Source organism: Cytobacillus sp. MT66 (assembly GCF_058792595.1).
The window spans coordinates 282,388-299,389 of the sequence record NZ_JBXAFB010000002.1 but is presented as its reverse complement, the minus strand read 5'-3'; the positions used below and the strand labels follow the sequence as shown (position 1 = coordinate 299,389).

The 17,002-nt window shown below is 40.7% G+C and carries 18 protein-coding genes; 2 read left to right on the top strand and 16 right to left on the bottom strand.

The features are described 5' to 3' along the window. Positions 1–194 precede the first annotated feature (194 nt). From AC1Q59_RS04765 to AC1Q59_RS04720, 10 genes are all read right to left on the bottom strand, one after another. Positions 195–968 (bottom strand): class I SAM-dependent methyltransferase, encoded by a 774-nt coding sequence (locus AC1Q59_RS04765; protein ID WP_492364647.1) that lies wholly within the window; start codon positions 966–968, stop codon positions 195–197. Positions 969–1,071: 103 nt separating this feature from the next. Next, positions 1,072–1,506, bottom strand: a complete 435-nt coding sequence (locus tag AC1Q59_RS04760) for a BrxA/BrxB family bacilliredoxin (RefSeq protein ID WP_492364646.1) — start codon at positions 1,504–1,506, stop codon at positions 1,072–1,074. Positions 1,507–1,583: 77 nt separating this feature from the next. Further along, positions 1,584–2,714 (bottom strand): conserved virulence factor C family protein, encoded by a 1,131-nt coding sequence (locus AC1Q59_RS04755; protein ID WP_492364645.1) that lies wholly within the window; start codon positions 2,712–2,714, stop codon positions 1,584–1,586. Positions 2,715–2,786: 72 nt separating this feature from the next. Continuing rightward, the gene (locus AC1Q59_RS04750) at positions 2,787–4,385 is read right to left on the bottom strand and encodes a YndJ family protein (RefSeq protein ID WP_492364644.1); all 1,599 of its coding nucleotides are present in this window, start codon (positions 4,383–4,385) and stop codon (positions 2,787–2,789) included. Then, complete coding sequence (locus tag AC1Q59_RS04745; RefSeq protein WP_492364643.1) at positions 4,372–4,986, bottom strand: DUF4166 domain-containing protein; 615 nt, start codon at positions 4,984–4,986, stop codon at positions 4,372–4,374. The genes AC1Q59_RS04750 and AC1Q59_RS04745 overlap by 14 nt, the downstream gene beginning before the upstream one ends. 7 nt (positions 4,987–4,993) lie before the next feature. Further along, the gene (locus AC1Q59_RS04740; protein WP_492364642.1) at positions 4,994–5,896 is read right to left on the bottom strand and encodes a DoxX-like family protein; all 903 of its coding nucleotides are present in this window, start codon (positions 5,894–5,896) and stop codon (positions 4,994–4,996) included. 159 nt (positions 5,897–6,055) lie between these two features. Next, positions 6,056–7,936 (bottom strand): ABC-F family ATP-binding cassette domain-containing protein, encoded by a 1,881-nt coding sequence (locus tag AC1Q59_RS04735; RefSeq protein ID WP_492364641.1) that lies wholly within the window; start codon positions 7,934–7,936, stop codon positions 6,056–6,058. Further along, positions 7,933–8,580 carry an HD domain-containing protein gene (locus AC1Q59_RS04730; protein ID WP_492364640.1) on the bottom strand — a complete coding sequence of 216 codons (648 nt, stop codon included), beginning with the start codon at positions 8,578–8,580 and terminating at the stop codon, positions 7,933–7,935. Before AC1Q59_RS04730 ends, AC1Q59_RS04735 begins: the two co-directional genes overlap by 4 nt. Positions 8,581–8,730: 150 nt before the next feature. After that, positions 8,731–10,347, bottom strand: a complete 1,617-nt coding sequence (locus AC1Q59_RS04725) for a DUF4179 domain-containing protein (protein ID WP_492364639.1) — start codon at positions 10,345–10,347, stop codon at positions 8,731–8,733. After that, positions 10,325–10,891, bottom strand: a complete 567-nt coding sequence (locus AC1Q59_RS04720; protein ID WP_492364638.1) for an RNA polymerase sigma factor — start codon at positions 10,889–10,891, stop codon at positions 10,325–10,327. The genes AC1Q59_RS04725 and AC1Q59_RS04720 overlap by 23 nt, the downstream gene beginning before the upstream one ends. Positions 10,892–11,148: 257 nt before the next feature. On the opposite strand from AC1Q59_RS04720, the gene AC1Q59_RS04715 reads away from it, so the two are divergent. Further along, the gene (locus AC1Q59_RS04715) at positions 11,149–12,006 is read left to right on the top strand and encodes an MBL fold metallo-hydrolase (protein WP_492364637.1); all 858 of its coding nucleotides are present in this window, start codon (positions 11,149–11,151) and stop codon (positions 12,004–12,006) included. Between the two features lie 76 nt (positions 12,007–12,082). Here the strand turns inward: AC1Q59_RS04715 and AC1Q59_RS04710 are convergent, their stop codons facing one another. Then, the gene (locus AC1Q59_RS04710) at positions 12,083–12,925 is read right to left on the bottom strand and encodes a DegV family protein (protein ID WP_492364636.1); all 843 of its coding nucleotides are present in this window, start codon (positions 12,923–12,925) and stop codon (positions 12,083–12,085) included. A 262-nt stretch (positions 12,926–13,187) separates the two neighbouring features. Between AC1Q59_RS04710 and AC1Q59_RS04705 the strand changes: the two genes are divergently transcribed. Next, complete coding sequence (locus tag AC1Q59_RS04705) at positions 13,188–14,075, top strand: urea transporter (protein WP_492364635.1); 888 nt, start codon at positions 13,188–13,190, stop codon at positions 14,073–14,075. A gap of 39 nt (positions 14,076–14,114) precedes the next feature. On the opposite strand, the gene AC1Q59_RS04700 is transcribed toward AC1Q59_RS04705, so the two are convergent. The 5 genes from AC1Q59_RS04700 to ureE form a co-directional block, all read right to left on the bottom strand. Beyond that, on the bottom strand, positions 14,115–14,333 hold the full coding sequence (locus AC1Q59_RS04700) for a hypothetical protein (RefSeq protein WP_492364634.1): 219 nt from the start codon (positions 14,331–14,333) through the stop codon (positions 14,115–14,117). A 70-nt stretch (positions 14,334–14,403) separates the two neighbouring features. Beyond that, positions 14,404–15,228, bottom strand: coding sequence for an urease accessory protein UreD (locus tag AC1Q59_RS04695; RefSeq protein WP_492364633.1), 825 nt, complete (start codon positions 15,226–15,228; stop codon positions 14,404–14,406). A gap of 3 nt (positions 15,229–15,231) precedes the next feature. Then, positions 15,232–15,843 carry an urease accessory protein UreG gene (gene ureG / locus AC1Q59_RS04690; RefSeq protein ID WP_492364632.1) on the bottom strand — a complete coding sequence of 204 codons (612 nt, stop codon included), beginning with the start codon at positions 15,841–15,843 and terminating at the stop codon, positions 15,232–15,234. Positions 15,844–15,857: 14 nt separating this feature from the next. After that, positions 15,858–16,544, bottom strand: coding sequence for an urease accessory protein UreF (locus AC1Q59_RS04685; RefSeq protein ID WP_492364631.1), 687 nt, complete (start codon positions 16,542–16,544; stop codon positions 15,858–15,860). Then, the gene (gene ureE / locus AC1Q59_RS04680; protein WP_492364630.1) at positions 16,537–16,992 is read right to left on the bottom strand and encodes an urease accessory protein UreE; all 456 of its coding nucleotides are present in this window, start codon (positions 16,990–16,992) and stop codon (positions 16,537–16,539) included. The genes AC1Q59_RS04685 and ureE overlap by 8 nt, the downstream gene beginning before the upstream one ends. Positions 16,993–17,002: the final 10 nt, after the last annotated feature.

Sequence of the window (17,002 nt, the reverse complement as noted above, 5' to 3'; positions counted from 1 at the left end):
CTATAGAAAGAGTAAAAAGTTGCCTTTTCGGGAATAGTAATCAAAATAAGGCAATAATTATGAATGAGTACAATAAAAGAGGTGCTGCGTTTATGTCAATGGCAATTATGATATTTTGTCTGTTTGTTTTAGGGTATTTTGTATACTTGGCAATTGCAGACTAATAAAAAAGGAATGGGATGCCCATTCCTTTTTTATTTTTCGATAACCCCAAAATGAAATTTGGCTGTTTTTCTCTTATAGACTTGAAAGTTAAATTTTTCGAATCGTTTGCTGCGAAAGTGGTCCTTTAGAATCACTCGTTCTTTTGCCACTCTATAAGCCTCGTCAATGAGTTCTTGTGTCAGTTCTTCATAAACAGCAAATCGGCTTAATGCACGTATGCCATCAGATTCCAGAATATGCTCTTCAAACATCGGATCAAAATAAACACAATGATAGCTCTTGTCAGGGAGTGATTGTAATACATTTAATGAATTGTTATGTATAACTTCAATTCGTTTCATGGCTTCGTTCATTTCCCCAATATCCGATTGCCATTCTCTTAATCCCTTTGCAACTATGTAGGATAGATGAGAGTTCCCTTCAATACCTGTTACTTTCCCTTCAGATCCAGTAACGAAACTTGCTACAATACTATCCGAAGCGAGACCAAGTGTACAATCAAGCATCGTCATGCCTTTTTGCAGACTGGCCGCTTCAACAAATGGATCGTGTTCATCATTAAGCAGCCGCTTGATACGAAAGCTTGCCGAATTAGGATGAAAAAAGAACGGTTCCCTTTCCCCAAACGGATACAGCTCAAGCTTTTCCTTACCGACGACAATACAGTCATCCCTTTCAATTTCCTGAATCGCCTGAACAGACCGCTTCCTCCTATCGACAAACCGCCCGTTCAAATCCCGTGCAACAGAAATCGCCTGATTCAACATCACTTCATTCGTTCTTCCCGCTGTCGTCACAATCATTGCTACTTCACCTTCTTAACGCTTTACCGCATCGGGGGCCTGTCCCCCGATGCTTTAAAGTGGAAAAGGATGTCATGCGACATCCTCTTTGTTCTGTTTTGTATTAAAGTTTTGCTTCAAATGCAGAGAGTAAGTTTTCCATAACGTCTTCCATGGCGTGGTCCTCGATGTCATGTCGCGGAATGAAGTGAATGACTTCTTTTCCTTTTAATAGGGCCATGGATGGGGATGAAGGCTCAATGCCTTCGAAGTATTCTCTCATTTTTGCGGTTGCATCTTTTTCTTGGCCTGCAAACACAGTAACTAAATGGTCAGGCTTTTTCTCTGATCTTAGCACTGCTTGGGTTGCTGCTGGGCGGGCAAGCCCGGCGGCACATCCGCAGACAGAGTTGACAACAACAAGTGTTGTGCCTTCCGCATTTTCCATATAGTTTTCTACATCTTCTGGTGTTAATAGTTCTTGGAATCCAGCCTGAACAAGCTCCTGTCTCATTGGCTGAACCATTTGTCGCATATATTCTTCGTATGCCATTGACATAGTTTAATCGCCTCCCGTACGTGTTTTGCAATGTTAGCATACTACATTCTATGTTAACATTGCAAAAAAGAATTACTCTATTTCTTCCGTGATTCTGTCATTTGCTTCCAAACAGAACCCTTGGCCTCTTCACCTTGTTCAATTCGTTCTATTGCCAGCTTAATCTGCAGGCTTACCTCAAATTCTGGATCGTCTTCGGCCGCTTTTAATGCTGGCAATGCAGATTCATCACCGACTTCATATAAAAACATCGCTGCTCTCCAACGGACTAGCTTGCTCGTATCCTTTAAGGCTTCCATCATTTCAGGGGCAGCTTCTGCAAATCCTAAATCAGATAAACAGTCTCCTGCCGTTCTTCTCACAGTAACGGTCTTATCCTTTAATGCCTTATAAAGGTACGGCAGCACCTGTTTGTCCTCTATCATGCCGAGATATACTGTTGCCAACCGGCGGATAGAAGACTTTTCGTCCTCAAGTGCTTTTTCTAAAACCGGCAGATCATTAACGGTTGGATCGTCCATTTGCTCAAGTTTGCGGTAGCGGCTGCGCCAATCTGGATCAGCCAAGTCCTCCAAGGTTACCTTTATTCGATTTAACGCTTGCCTTGACTGAGCTTTTTCTGGGCTTTTTGCCTGCTCAACAAGTCTGTTTAGCCGTTCCTCTGGGTAAGCGGCCACCAGTTCTTCCACCACATCATGGCCAATTTGCTCAAAGTCGCCGTATCGAACGCCCATTTCCACCCATTTGCGGAGAAAGACATAATTCTCATCATCTTTAGCCTGGGATTCGGAAAATGCTTTAATGAACACTTCAGGCAGCCCAAACCTTCTTTCCTCTGTGCCATCTGTCAGCTTTACCTGCATGGGAATATCTTTGTATTTTTGCACAAACACCTTGATTTCACCAAAATGCTCATTAGCCTTTTGAGCAGATTCATTTGCTGCATCAGCCTCTTCACCAAACGCGGCTCTTACCTGGGGAAGAATTTCCTTCCAGTCAAATTTTGCATTTCTCTCCACAGCCAGGAAATCGGCCACATGATAAACGCCTTTTACCCCTTCAATAGCCAAAATATCCCGAATGACCTTTGGAGCGCCCTCGCTATGATCTTTTTTATAGTTATTGCTTTTGCCCATTGGCAGCTCTTCATCCAAAATGACTTTCATTGTATTTGGACTAGGAGTAGGTTCAATGGCATTTATTTTCACGGTAATCACCCTTTTCACATTAATCAAGCTGGTATATGTTGTTATTTTAACATAAAGCACTTAAACATACCTTTAACGAGATTTATGTTCTATTTCATAATGTATGGTTAAAAAAGGAATGGAAAAAATCCACATGTCATGCTGGGCAGTAAGCTTTCCATTCCCCGCATCCTTAACACGAAAGGTTTCTTCAATCGGCAACACAAAAAGGTGCATTTTCGTTTTTAAATAGATGCCAGCATCTGAGTTATCCTCCGTCTTTTGGCTGGTTAATTCAAGCTCCTCACCAACTTGGTTTAATTTCAGGATTCCAATCATCGAAGACCATGGCAGCGGAAGCGCAATATTCATATAGGCTTGTCCATTTGTTTTATGACAGGAGTATAGGGCAACAAATACAGTCTCATCTCCTATTTTCCTGACCCATGCCCTTGGACGGCATCTCCCATCTATTTCATCATTAACGGCATATATGCCGCCGGTCATTTCCACTTGTTTTTTTGAAAGCGGCAGATTAATTTGCTGCGTAATCCTGCTGAATAATCGATAAACAGCAGCAAACGGCTGAAACCATGATTTCCATTCTACTTTTGCAGATAGCCGATACTCTAATGTATTTTCATAGAAATCAAGAATGGCGGGTGCGATTGTTTCCTGATTAGAATGCTCCTCATAAATTCTCATATCGTCAACAAGACCTTTATATTTATCCTTCGATTTCTCATCCATAATATCCGGAAGAATACTATCTCCTATTAGGAGTTTACCCCTGATCGCACTCACAGGAAATGTCCGTTCCTTAGTGTTTTCTTCCGGCAGATTTATACTCCATCCAATCACACCAAATAAAGCAAAAATAACACAATTAAATAGTCCATGAAACCATAGCATAAAATCAATGCTTAGCGAATAATCACTCCAGACCTGGCCGATTGCATATAGGAATGAAAAAATAATCGTTATGCCCAATGAGCTGAAAGATATCCGAATTAGCCCTTTTTGAACAGGATGAGTAAACGGGGCTTTAAAAGCAAAATGAATTATAGAATAGATTCCTATCATATAAAGAATAACTGAAGCCACCTCAATCCATGCGGAAAAAGTGATCCCGGCAGCGAGGACTATCGGAGACAATAAAATGAGTAAGGATGCTTTCCAATAATCTTTCGGTTTATAAACTCTGCCTAGAAAACCGCAAAAAACAGGCAATAAAAAAGCAGAGTAGTGAAAATGAATCGCCGTTAGCCAGGTAATCATTGGAGAAAAACCTGTTTCTATTTTTCCAATATGGGCAAAAAACCACAAGCCTCCAATAGATAAATAAATTAGCCCGATATCTATCATGAACTCTTCAATGTGAAAAAATTCTCTTGATAGGATTCTCTTTATTCCATAAATGGCCGCAGCAATGGTAAACAGCAAATAAATCGCAGCAAATACGTATTCCCAGCTGCTATCGCTTGTGATGGCTAAAATGATAACGGATGCTATTGGAGGGATAGCAGCAAGGAATGCTGACCAGCCGTTTTTATTTCCGATCATCTGTATGGTGATCGGTACATAAACAATCTGGGCAGCTGTCAGCAATAAAAGATAGGAAGATTCAGTTTTGTAAAAAACGGCTGCACCAAAGAAAAGCAAATAAATAAAAAACAGTCTACTCCATTTCATCGGGCATGAATTCTCCTTCATATGAAAAAACTGTGCCAACCAGGGGGTTTCTTACTTTTACAGAAATTAAGAATACACCCTTCTCTTCGTCATACTTCTCAGTAATGGCCGCATTCCCTTGAAGCAGCTTCGGCAGCGGCAGTTCAACGGGCCCTAATACTAAACGCTGCTTTCCAGAGGTAATCAGCAAATTGCCTTCAGGTGAAACAAAAAAGGTTAAATCCGAATATAAAGGACTAGGCTCACCTAAATAATCTTTAATAACCCCCCGCTTAAGGTCGAGGCTCATTAAAGCATTAAAATACCTCACCTTATTTTTAAAATAAAAAATACGCTCCCAGTGAATCTGTTTTTCTCCACACTCCCCAACACAGGGTGTATTGACTATTTTAAAAGGAACCTCGCATCCCTTTTCCGGAAATAATAGTTTTCTCTTTGTGCCAAGCCATATTAACGGATAAAGCCACTTGGGGCCTCCTGAAATTTTTTTCATAACCCCTTTAGCCTGAAAGGGCTTGTCATCGATATACTCGTACCTTCTCTGCAGCATTGGATTTAGCGAATAAAATCGCTCCCCTAGAACTTGTTTATAAATAGACATTTTACACTCATCTCTTTCGTCTACAGCTTGCGGCGCTTGGCACATCTTTACCCAGCAAATAACCTGCTATTGAAATAACTAGTAAGCTGGCATTAAAGCTTAATGGATTAAAAGGTTCAGAAAGTGACTCTGGGTTGGCGATAATTGCAGAAATGGCTAATAAAGGAAACAATGTTATTTGTGTTAAAAATAAGTTCCTTTTCTTTTTGTAAAACAGCCACATGACAGCAAATATGACTTCTGCCAGCCCAATTACCAAGACAGCCATTTCTGCATAAGCTTGGGATAGCGGCATTATATTTTCGATCATTTCTATTTCAACTGGATGTCTGCTGATTAGCTTAGGGATGATGCCATGATAAAGCCAGACAAAGAAAAATAGAAAGGTAAACAGCCATTGGCAAAAAAAGCGTATGTATTGCGATGCTGGGGTTTCGCCTTTTTCTAGCCATCTTTTCAGCACATCAAAGCTAAGAGCTGTTCCCCAGCCGATCAAAGGCCGAAACAATAAGATGTCAAAAACTTCGCCAAACCAGCCAAGGTTAATATCATAATCATATTGGGTCAAAAAGGTGATACTGTCTTTATTCGGCTTATATTGCCAATACCCTTTACCTTCTTTAATGGGCGAAAACATTTGATCGGTCCCGAAGTGAAGTGCTGAAGTGCGTGTGCCGCCTTTCCCATCGTGGCTGCCGACAGACTTTCCCCATCCTTCCACCTGTATACCTGGCCCAACCTTTGTTTTATAAGAAAACAGCTGCGGCTCATTTTCCTTTTTCGGTAAATAGGTAATGGAAGAAAACCGTAGATCCCATTGCTCATGCATACTTGGCGTCTGTGTTGCCTCCCATAATCTATCCATCTCCGAATCTATTTCAATTTCAACATAAATTGGCTTTTTTTTCATCCTTTCACCTCGATTTTAAAAGAAAAGCACTACCCGAAAGAAGGTAATGCTCGTTATGGACAGATTGTCCGGTTTTTTCTGTGATCTTGTCCATTAGAACCTCTCTCATGGACACCACAGCCGGTATTTAATAACGCAATGTCCGTAATATCCGGTAAACTATTCTACCAGCTCCGATAAATACGTCCAGCGCTCAATTAGATGCTCAAGATGTTCGTTTAGCTGTGTTTCTTCTTCCATGAGCTTTTGTGCTTTTTCGAAATCGCTGCCCGTTTCGGCTATTTCTTTGGCAATCTCTTCTAGCCTTCCTTCGGCCTCGGCAATCTTATCTTCAATGCCATCCCACTCGCGCTGTTCATTGTAGCTTAGTTTTTTCTTTTTTGGCTTTTCGCGTTCCTGCCGTACAGACTGAGCTGGTTTTTCTTTAACAGGAGCTGCCGCCTTTGCTGCAGTCTCGAGGTATTCCGTGTAATTGCCGTAATAGGAATCAATTTGCCCATTTCCATTGACGATTATCAGCTGATCAGCTACCTTGTCCAAGAAATATCGGTCATGGGAAACCGTAATAACGACTCCGGCGAAATCCTCCAGATAATCCTCAAGCACGGTTAAAGTTTGGGTATCAAGATTATTTGTCGGCTCGTCAAGCAGTAATACGTTGGGCTCAGACATTAAAATTTTCAATAAATAAAGCCTGCGCTTTTCCCCGCCTGATAGCTTTCTAATGGGTGTTCCATGTGTGTAGGATGGGAAAAGGAATCGTTCCAGCATTTGTGCCGCAGAAATTGTTTTTCCGTCTGAAGTCTCAACCACTTGTGCTGTTTCCTTCAAATACTCAATCATGCGCTTATTTTCATCCATGTCTTCGCTTTCCTGGGTGTAGTAAGCAACTTTTACCGTCTGGCCAATATTGATTTCACCGGAATCCAGAGGGATTTTTCCAGCTAAAATATTTAATAGGGTTGATTTGCCTGCACCATTTTTCCCGATAATACCGTAGCGATCCCCTGGTTTTACAAGTAAATCATAGGAATCTAAAATCACTTGATCGCCATAGCTTTTCGAAGCGTTTTTCAACTCAAATACCTGCTTGCCCAGCCTGCTTCCACTCAAGCTCATGTCCAGTTTTTCAGCGGCTTTCACATTAGCAAGCTGGTTATCTAAGCTATCAAATCGTTGAATCCTAGCTTTTTGCTTCGTTGTTCTTGCCTTTGCTCCGCGGCGAATCCATTCCAGCTCTCTGCGGTAAAGGTTCTGCTGCTTTTCAATTGTTGCCGCTTCATTTTCTTCACGGATGGCTTTCGCCTCTAAAAAGGCAGCGTAATTCCCTTTATAGCTATACAGCTTGCCGCCTTCAAGCTCAAACATGCGATTGGTCACGCGGTCAAGAAAATAACGGTCATGGGTTACCAGCAATAGTGCCCCCTGGTAGCGGCCCAAGTATTCCTCCAGCCATTTAACTGATTCATAGTCCAAATGGTTTGTTGGCTCGTCTAAAATCAGTAAATCCGGCGACTGAATTAAGCTTTGCGCCAAAGCAACCCGTTTCTTCTGTCCGCCGGATAGCTCGCCGATTTTTTTATCAAAATCTTCAATGCCAAGCTTGGTCAAGATGGACTTTGCATTTGTGCTGGCATCCCAGGCATTTTGTGAATCCATTCTTTTTTGCAGCTCGAAAAGCTTTTCCTGTATGGCCTGATCATTTGGGGCATTATTTAATTGCAGCAGCGTCCGCTCATAATCACGCAGCAGCACAAGGATCGGTGCTTCCCCGGCAAATACCTGCTCCAAAACGGTCATATTTGGATCTAAGTCAGGCTCCTGTTCGGAATACGAGATTGAATATTCCTTTGGTTTAACGATTTCGCCAGAGTCGGGCAAATCCACACCTGCAACAATTTTTAGGAGCGATGATTTCCCAGTTCCGTTGACGCCAATTAAGCCCACCCGCTCCTTTTCCGCGATCGTAAAGGAGATATCATTGAATAATTCTTTTTCGCCATATGTTTTTGTTACATTTTCAATCGAAATCACTTTCATGATTGACCATTCCATTCATGATAAAATTGCTGCAAAAACTGCACCATATATTGATGGCGCTGTTCTGCCATTTCTTTTGCTGTGTCTGTGTTCATCAAATTCTTTAGCTTTAATAGCTTTTCATAAAAATGATGGACTGATGAAGATTTTCCTTTTCTGTACTCTTCCTCAGTCATATTTTCTCTTACTCCAATTTCCGGATCATACATCGCTTGGCCTTTTTTGCCGCCATAGGCAAACGTCCTTGCAATACCGATTGCACCGAGGGCATCAAGTCTGTCCGCATCCTGGACAATTTTTGCCTCCACGCTTGAGAGAACCGAGTTTTTCCCGCCTTTAAAAGAAATCGAATCGATAATGTCCACTATGTGATCGCGTGCTGGCAGTTCAAGTTCGAGAGTATACAGAAAATCAGTCAGCTTTTTCTCCCCAACTTCCTTCGATTCATTCAATTTTTCATCTGGTATATCATGCAGAAGAGCCGCCATTTCTATGATAAAACGGTCCCCTTTATCTTCTTTTTCAGCTATCAATAACGCATTTCTGCGCACGCGTTCAATGTGGTACCAATCATGACCTGTGCTATCTTGTCCAAGCTGATTTTTCACAAATTCTTCAGCTGTTTGAATGATGTCTTTATTCATTTTTTCACCTGCTTTCAGCACTCAACAACCATTTTAACATGAAACGGTACGGTTCTAAAATTATGCAGGGCAAATCTATCAGATTATTAATTTTCTTTTTAAAACAAAACGAAAAAAGCCAAGATTAAGACTTGGCTTTTCATAAGTATATCAGTACAATGGTACCTTCCATTCTTCCTCCATTTTATTATATCTGGTGACGGACAGAAGGTGGAGGGTGAATTTCTCTGGAACTTCTTCCATATCATATATTTTTAAATCAATGGTTGTCTTAAAGCGGCCGTTTTCATCTTTTTCATTTAGAATTGTTCCGCTATTATAAGCCAAGTAAGTTTTTCCCAGGTTATCGGTTAGAACCCATGCCCCTAGCTCAGAGGAAAATGCCTCTTTGCCGCCTTCCATCTCAATTTGAAAAACTGTTTCCCGTTTAATTGGAATGAGCGATTTTTGCAGAGAAAATTCATTTTGTTTTTCTGCCTTTTTGATAGTCATGAAATTCCCTTCATGTTCAAAGGAAATTGGTTTTTTCCTTAATTCTTTTGATGTAATTTCCACTGAAAAATCTGAAGGTACTGTTTTGACGACACCGTCTAACACGAAGGTCAATTGTTCCTTGTCCTTTTGCGGGATGAATGATTCGTTCCATCGCATCTGTCCAAGCTGTTGCATGTTATCTCCGGATCCCGAGATCAGTCCAACATCACTTGGATACCCCTGACCAGGTAAAAATGCATTATGCTTATAAATATCTTTACCCCCTTTATTTTCAATATGATATTGAATAGCAGTACCGTAATTTGTAAAGGTTTGAACATTTTCCTTGCCAAACCTTTCTTCCAGCTGAGCGATTTCATCTTTAATTTTTTCCATCTTCTCTTTTGTAAACGCCGTTTCATAAATAAGTTCGTTCGAAGACGGCGCAAATTGAATCTCTTTCATGTTCACATCCACACCATGAGCGCTGAATGTTTGATTATTTAATGCCAGTTTTGCAGTAAATTTAAGGTTTTCCTTTAAATCAACAGGAATCACCAGTTCCCAATTCCCCTTAACACCATTCAGTTCTGTTAACTCAAATTTTACCGTCATCTCCTGCAGGTCTTTCTGTTCACGAAGGGAAAATTCGATTAATCCATATTCACTTCCTTCTGTCCAGCCTATGCCCATTTGATCGATTTTTTTGCCATTCTGATCAAATGCCATAATTTGATTGAACGGTTCCTCCAATATAATTTTTGTATCTAACGGCTTGCCATTTTCTTTGATGATTTGATAGGAAAGGGCGACACGTGAGGTATCGGCCACCACATCCTCCACCTTAAAGGTGATTCCTTGATCGGTTACTTCACGATTTACCCGTGTTGCCAAACCTGCCTCAGATGCCATTCTTAAGCCTTCATCTACCTGATCTGTTGTAAAAAGACCCCCAATCCATTGGGCAAAGCTAGGGTTTAATGTTGTTCCGAGCCCAATTGCCAATACAGCCCCGGCCGCTGAAAGCATGATTCGCTTTGATAATGCCCTTTTCTTAGGTAGAGATTTTTGTTCATAGGGCTTTAGCTGATCCAGAATTTTATTAGCAAAGTCATCTGCCAATGAAGGAGACTTAAGTGTATCTTTTAGAAATTGCTGTTCATGCTCAAATGCTTCTATTACATGGATGCAAGAATCACACTCTTTTGCATGACTGTTGATTTCTCGCATTTCCAGTTCCCCTAAAAGCTGATCAACATATTGTGATAGTTTATCGATCGTTGGACAGTTCATGGTAATAGCTCCCTTCAAGTATTACTTTCTCTCTCATTTTCTTTTTTGCACGGTGCAGCTTGTTTCGTACACTTGATAAAGGGAATCCTGTCAGTTCACTAATTTCTGTATAACTTAATTCGTTTGCATAACGAAGCAAAATAACTAATCGCTCATCCTCCGGCAATGATGCAACTAAGCGTTCTACCTGCCGATGTTTTTCCTTTTTCAAAAAAATAATTTCCGGATGATTTGGGTTTACTGCTTTCTCCTCGTTTATTTCAAGCTGCTGTGTTTTATAGCGTTTCTTGCGGAATTCATCCATACAATGATTAACTGCCACTCGATAAATCCAGCTGGCAAACGATCCCTTATTGTCATATTTACCAAGCTGGTGATATACCTTAATAAATGCCTCTTGTACTAAATCCTCTGCATCCTGAGGGTTTTTTGTCATTCTAAGTATGGTCGCATATAACGGATTCTTGTATTTATTAATAATGTGGCCATATGCTTGCTTGTTTCCTTCAAGCACCTGTTTGAGCCACTGCTGCTCTTCTTCCATATTGACCTCCCTGCTAAAAGATCATGCGCATGAATCTTTTTTTGTCCTTCACCTATAATAACGAGTTCAGCAATGGAAAAATTTCATTCTTCATGAAAATTTTTGTTAGAATTGATCTTTATGTGAAAACCGTATGAATCTAATATTCTGATGAAAACTATTCATATGCTATACGCCTTATTTGATTTTTACAATTAATAAATGAAGATGATATGAGGGAAAATATATTGATTTAATCTTTGTAAGGAGGGTAACAATTGGACGAGCAGATGAATTACGGCAGTGACTATAAATTCATTCCCGCTACATCGGTTGGAAGTCAAATTGGCACCGAGGTTTTGCCCGATTTATTTTGTTATACCATTCAAATTGTCAATGTTGCTTTTATTGGCAATCCTGCAACGAGGGAATTTGTTGCAGTCGATGCTGGTATGCCCGGATCGGCTGATGAGATTATTTCTGAGGCAGAGGAACGATTTGGAAAGGACTGCAGACCTAAAGCCATTATATTAACACATGGCCATTTTGACCATGTTGGGGCCATTATTGAATTGGTCAAACATTGGCAAGTTCCTGTATATGCCCATGAACTGGAAATGCCTTTTTTAACAGGAAAAGAGAGCTATCCTGAGCCAGATCCTACTGTTGAAGGAGGAATGGTGGCAAAAATGTCACCACTTTTCCCAAATGAACCCATTGATATAGGGTCCCATGTACATACCCTGCCACTTGATGGAACGGTGCCTCATCTTCCTGATTTTCGCTGGGTCCACACACCAGGCCACACTCCCGGCCATGTTTCATTTTTCAGGGAAAAGGATCGGGCATTAATTGCTGGTGATGCCTTTGTTACGGTCAAACAGGAATACCTTTATAAGGTCATTACACAGGAACTGGAGATTAGCGGACCGCCAAGATATCTCACCACAGATTGGAAAGCAGCTAAGGAATCTGTCAGGAAATTAGAAGCCTTAAAGCCTTCAGCCGCCATAACCGGTCATGGTTTGCCATTGACTGGTGATTTATTGAGCAACAGCTTGGAAAAATTAGTGACTGAATTCGATAGCATTGCCGTTCCCGATTTCGGCAGATATGTTGATAAAAAAATTCATTGATATAATAAAGCCCGCACATCGGAAATTCGTGGCGGGCTTTATTTATAGAAACTATGTTAAGCTTAACTGCTGATTTCTATAATCCATTAAACCAGCTAATGCCGATTGTGTTTTCCCCTGCATGTACACCGATGGCAGAACCAAGCGGATATGGGCGGAAATGAATTTCTGGATATTCTGCTGCAAGTTCATCCATCCATTTTATCGCTTCACTATCGTGTAACCCGTACAATAAATAGGCTTCCTTGAGGGGCTTTTTCTCATGCGCTTTTCTCATTAGCTGAAAGATTTTTTCTTTTGCCTTTTTTTCACTTCTCACCTTTTCTATAACACTTAAACCGCCGTCTTTGACCTGAATAATTGGTTTAACATTCAGCATGCTTCCCAGGAAAAATTGCACACCTGACATGCGGCCGCTGCGGTGAAGCTGTTCTAAGCTTCCAATTAAAACATATGTTTCACTAGTTTCACATAATGCTTCCAATCGGGTTTTGATCTCTTCCGATGCTAGGCCGGATTGCGCCCATTCTATTCCCTGCTTGACAATACGGGTCAGCGGGTAGGTGAGAATTTTTGAATCTATTGTAATGACATTGGCGTCTGCCAGCTGTGCAGCTTGTTCACTGGCACTAACAGTCCCGCTTAATTTGCCGGAAAGATGAATAGAAAAAATGACATCATAGGATTTTGCTAATTTTTCATATAATTCCTTAAACGCACCAATGGAAGGCTGTGATGTTTTCGGAGGATTTTTTAATGTTTTTAAACGGTCATAAAGCTGTTCAGGCGTGATATTTACACCCTCAAGAAATTCTTCATCATCTAATAAGATAGAAATCGAAATAGCATATACGTCAGGATGATTGACAAATTCTTCTTCTAAAAAGGCTGTGCTGTCGGTTACCCACGCAATTTTCAACTATATCGCCCCTTTTTGTGAATCCTTTTATACATTTCTTATATCGTATTAGTTCAAAGGAATTATGTAAAGGGAATTTTTATATTATAAAGAATTTTAGTGACCATTTAACCTAGTAAACAAAAATAACTTGTTTTTTCAGCAAATAAAAAAACAAGGAACGGAAAAACTAACTCAGAAAAGCCAAACGTTTTTCAGTGACCAGTTTTTGACTTGGAGGGAGATGTTAACTATATACACTAACAAATTAAAGTGGCTGTTTATGACATCCTTAAAAGGTATCTCCCAAGTCGTTTTAATTGAAAATGCTGTCTCAGGCCTTCTCATTTTAGCAGCTATTACGATTGCTTCGTATTCTTTAGGAATCATCGCTTTTTTATCAAGCTTGATTGGCGCCTTAGTTGGGAAAATAGGCGGTGCCGATATCGAAAGTGTAAATCAAGGATTACTTGGCTATAATTCCGTTTTAGCTGGAATGGCTCTTTCGTTGTTTTTAACGGGATATGAACGATGGTTCATTGCTTTAGCTGGTGCAGCTATTGCCGCATTTATAACAGCTGCGATGATGCATGCTATGCGGCAAACGGGCATACCTGTTCTTACATTCCCTTTTATTGTCATCACATGGTTTTTATTGCTTACTACATACAGACTGGTTATGTTAAAAATCAGTCCAGATCTTGCACCGCAAACCTTATCTAGCTGGACGCTTAACATTAAAGGTGAATTACATTGGCCTAATGCCGCCATGAATGGAATTGGACAAATTTTCTTTCTTACCAATACACTTTCAGGAGTTTTGCTTTTCATTGCTGTATTCTGGGCAGGCTGGAGGTTAGGTCTTTATGCAATTCTAGGTAATGTGGCCGCACTGGCAACGGCATATGCACTCGGAGGCGAACATACTGTGATTTCAATGGGGCTATATGGGTACAATGCGATTTTAACCATACTTGCTGTTTCAGCCGTTTTTAAAGAAAATGGCCGGAATGTGCTATTTACAGGAATTATAGCTTCCTGTTTAACCGTGCCAATTACAGCAAGCATTGATACATGGCTAATGCCTTTAGGATTGCCTGCACTAACCATGCCATTTGTCCTTTGCACGTGGATTTTTTTAGGTGCAAGAAAAGTATTGCCAAATATTTAAAAAATGGCTGTCTCAAAAGGAAAAGAGACAGCCATTTTTTCATTGCTCCAAATGATCACTCATCATATTGAAAACCTGAGATTCAATGGCATCCACATGACTATCATCTAGCATTTGTTTTGGATGGGGATGATACCAATGGACTGTATCATCTTTTATCATCCCTTTGTATTCCTGGCCATTTACACTTAAAGCAAAGTGCGGGTGTTCTCTGGCAGTTCCCTCGAATACATGATTTATTTCAAAGTTTTCAAACATACTTTTGCCCCCCCCATATTGTGTTAAAAGGAGTTTCTCCCAAATAATGAACGAGTATGCAATCAGATGGCTAGTATTTTCTTAGGAAAAACGGTTTGGTTTGAAACCATTCCCGGCTGATCAAGCAGTGAATTTCTGCAAAAATTCTCTCAATGGTCTGAGTCGAGTTAGCTAACACGCGAATGGTAAAACCAGGTATTGAAAGTAAGCTAAGCCCAACTTTACAATCTAATAGATTTTCTTCAATCGCGGAATAAAACTGATCAAGATAGGTGCCATTCATTTGCGGGCTAATGACCAGCATGGATCCTAAATGACTATATCCTTCCATAAAACCAAGCCCGCCGATGTTTTGCTTGGAAGGTTTTAATTTCACATGATCATAAACGGCCAATTCGTCATCCAGGTACACTTCGTTTAATAGCTGAACCGTTTTATAGGTAAAGCGCTCTCCCTGCGGTGACCAGCCGGGAGTAATAATATCTGAATAAAGCAAGGTGGCTGTTCGGTCCATTCTCATGACATTTTTTTGTATATAATGGGCGTTATGATAAGCAATGAGCGGATCAGGGAGATACTCAAGGTAACTGCCGGCCTGCAAGGAGATTTCTGACTCCTGATACACATGATTATTCGGTGTTTTATACACCTTGGTTGCCCCTTGTGTCGTTAAAGTCAGCTTTGCATTTTCGTCCAGGGAAATTTTCATTTGATAGCGGTCACCATCCAAATAGCCTCCGCCTGGGTTTAATAAATAGTAACAAGCCTTACCGGAATCATCATGGTAAATAGGGCGCATGACTTTAAATGCACCCTGAAAATATACGTTTTTAGCAACTGTCCTGCCTTTTCTGTTTTCTGCCTTTAAATGTAAAACACCTGTCCAGTCTCCCATTTTTTAAGCCAATCCTTTTAGTAATGCGTTCTGCTTCAGCCAATCAATGACATTGTCTAGCCCAGCTTCGTCTTTTAAGTTTGTAAAAGTAAATGGCTTTTCCCCGCGGAAAACTTTTGTATCCGATTCCATCACGTCCAGGCTTGCTCCAACATGCGGAGCTAAATCGGTCTTGTTAATTATAAATAAATCCGATTTAATCATCCCCTGCCCGCCTTTTCTTGGGATTTTTTCTCCCTGTGCCACATCGATGATGTAGATTGAAAAATCAACCAGCTCGGGACTGAATGTAGCTGCTAGATTGTCTCCGCCGCTTTCGACAAAGATTAATTGAACATCTGGGTGTTTTTCCTTTAATTCATTAATGGCAGCAAAATTCATAGATGCATCTTCACGTATTGCCGTATGCGGACATCCCCCTGTTTCTACCCCAATAATTCGGTCAGCGGGAAGGACACCATTTTGCATTAAAAATTTCGCATCCTCTTTTGTATAAATATCATTTGTTACAACGGCCATGCTAATTTCACCATTTAAGCGACGTGTTAATTTTTCAACAAGCATTGTTTTTCCGGCGCCTACAGGTCCGCCTACCCCAATTCTAATTGGTTCCATTAAAACACTCCCCTTCACGACATAAAAATTCTTATATTTACACGTTCATGTCTCATTTGTGATAGCTCAATGCCAGGTGAAACAATGCCAAAATCTTCTTCATCGAGCTTTCCTATGGCCTCGGCAGCCTGAACTAATACACTTCGTACATCATGAATGATTCTCTGTCCGGCTGTTTGACCTAAAGGAATCCCTCTTACAGCATTTTGAACCATGCTTGACACCACTGAATAGAGATAAAACAAAATGGCTGTGGATTTAGACACCCCAAGATTATGGGCAGCGATCGTAAAAACAATTGCCGGGTGTCCGAAAGATTGTTTGCCCTTAATCCGTTCCCTATAAATGGAGAGAATCGGTATCCCGTATAAAGTTTGGACAAGCTCTAACATCCGTTCGCCCATTCTCATGGCACCCTCTCTAGTTTCACGCGGTAAGTTTTGCACCGTCAGAAGCCGATCCATCTTCCATACCTTTTCCAGGTCATCCTTTTCGAGTGCTTGATACACCAGCTTACATGCGAGCCCTTCAGAATAAGTAAGCTGCTCATCTATGAAAATTTGGAGCCACTGTGAAAAGGAGTCAATGTTATGTACCGTGTTCTCCTGAATATAACTTTCCAGCCCATATGAATGACTAAAGGCTCCCGTTGGAAAATTCGAATCACAAAGCTGAAAAAGCGCCAAAATCTTTTCATCCATGACTATGACCAATATGGCGAAAAGCTTGCTTTACTTTTCTTTTTTCACGTGTGTAGGGAATTTCAAGCTCTTTTAACAGTTTTTCCACGAGATAATCAAATTGAACCATCATTACATCATCTTCGAATTGTGCAGGAAGGTGCCTGTTTCCTAACTGATGGGCAATCGTCCCCATTTCTTGTAAACTGCGGGGTTTAATGACAATTAGATCATCCGCAATCACATCAATCACAATCATATTTTTTTCATCCATATAGAGCACATCGCCAGCCGCAAGGTCACGCGGATCTCTTAGACGGATTCCAATTTCCCGCCCGTGATCCGTTGTAACCCGCTGAATTCGTTTTACTAACAGATCACTTTCCAGATACACTTTTTCAATATGGCGCCTGATGATTTCTTCTTTTTCCAATTCTTCAATGTTTGTTTCAATTCTCTCAATCAACACATTCTTTCAC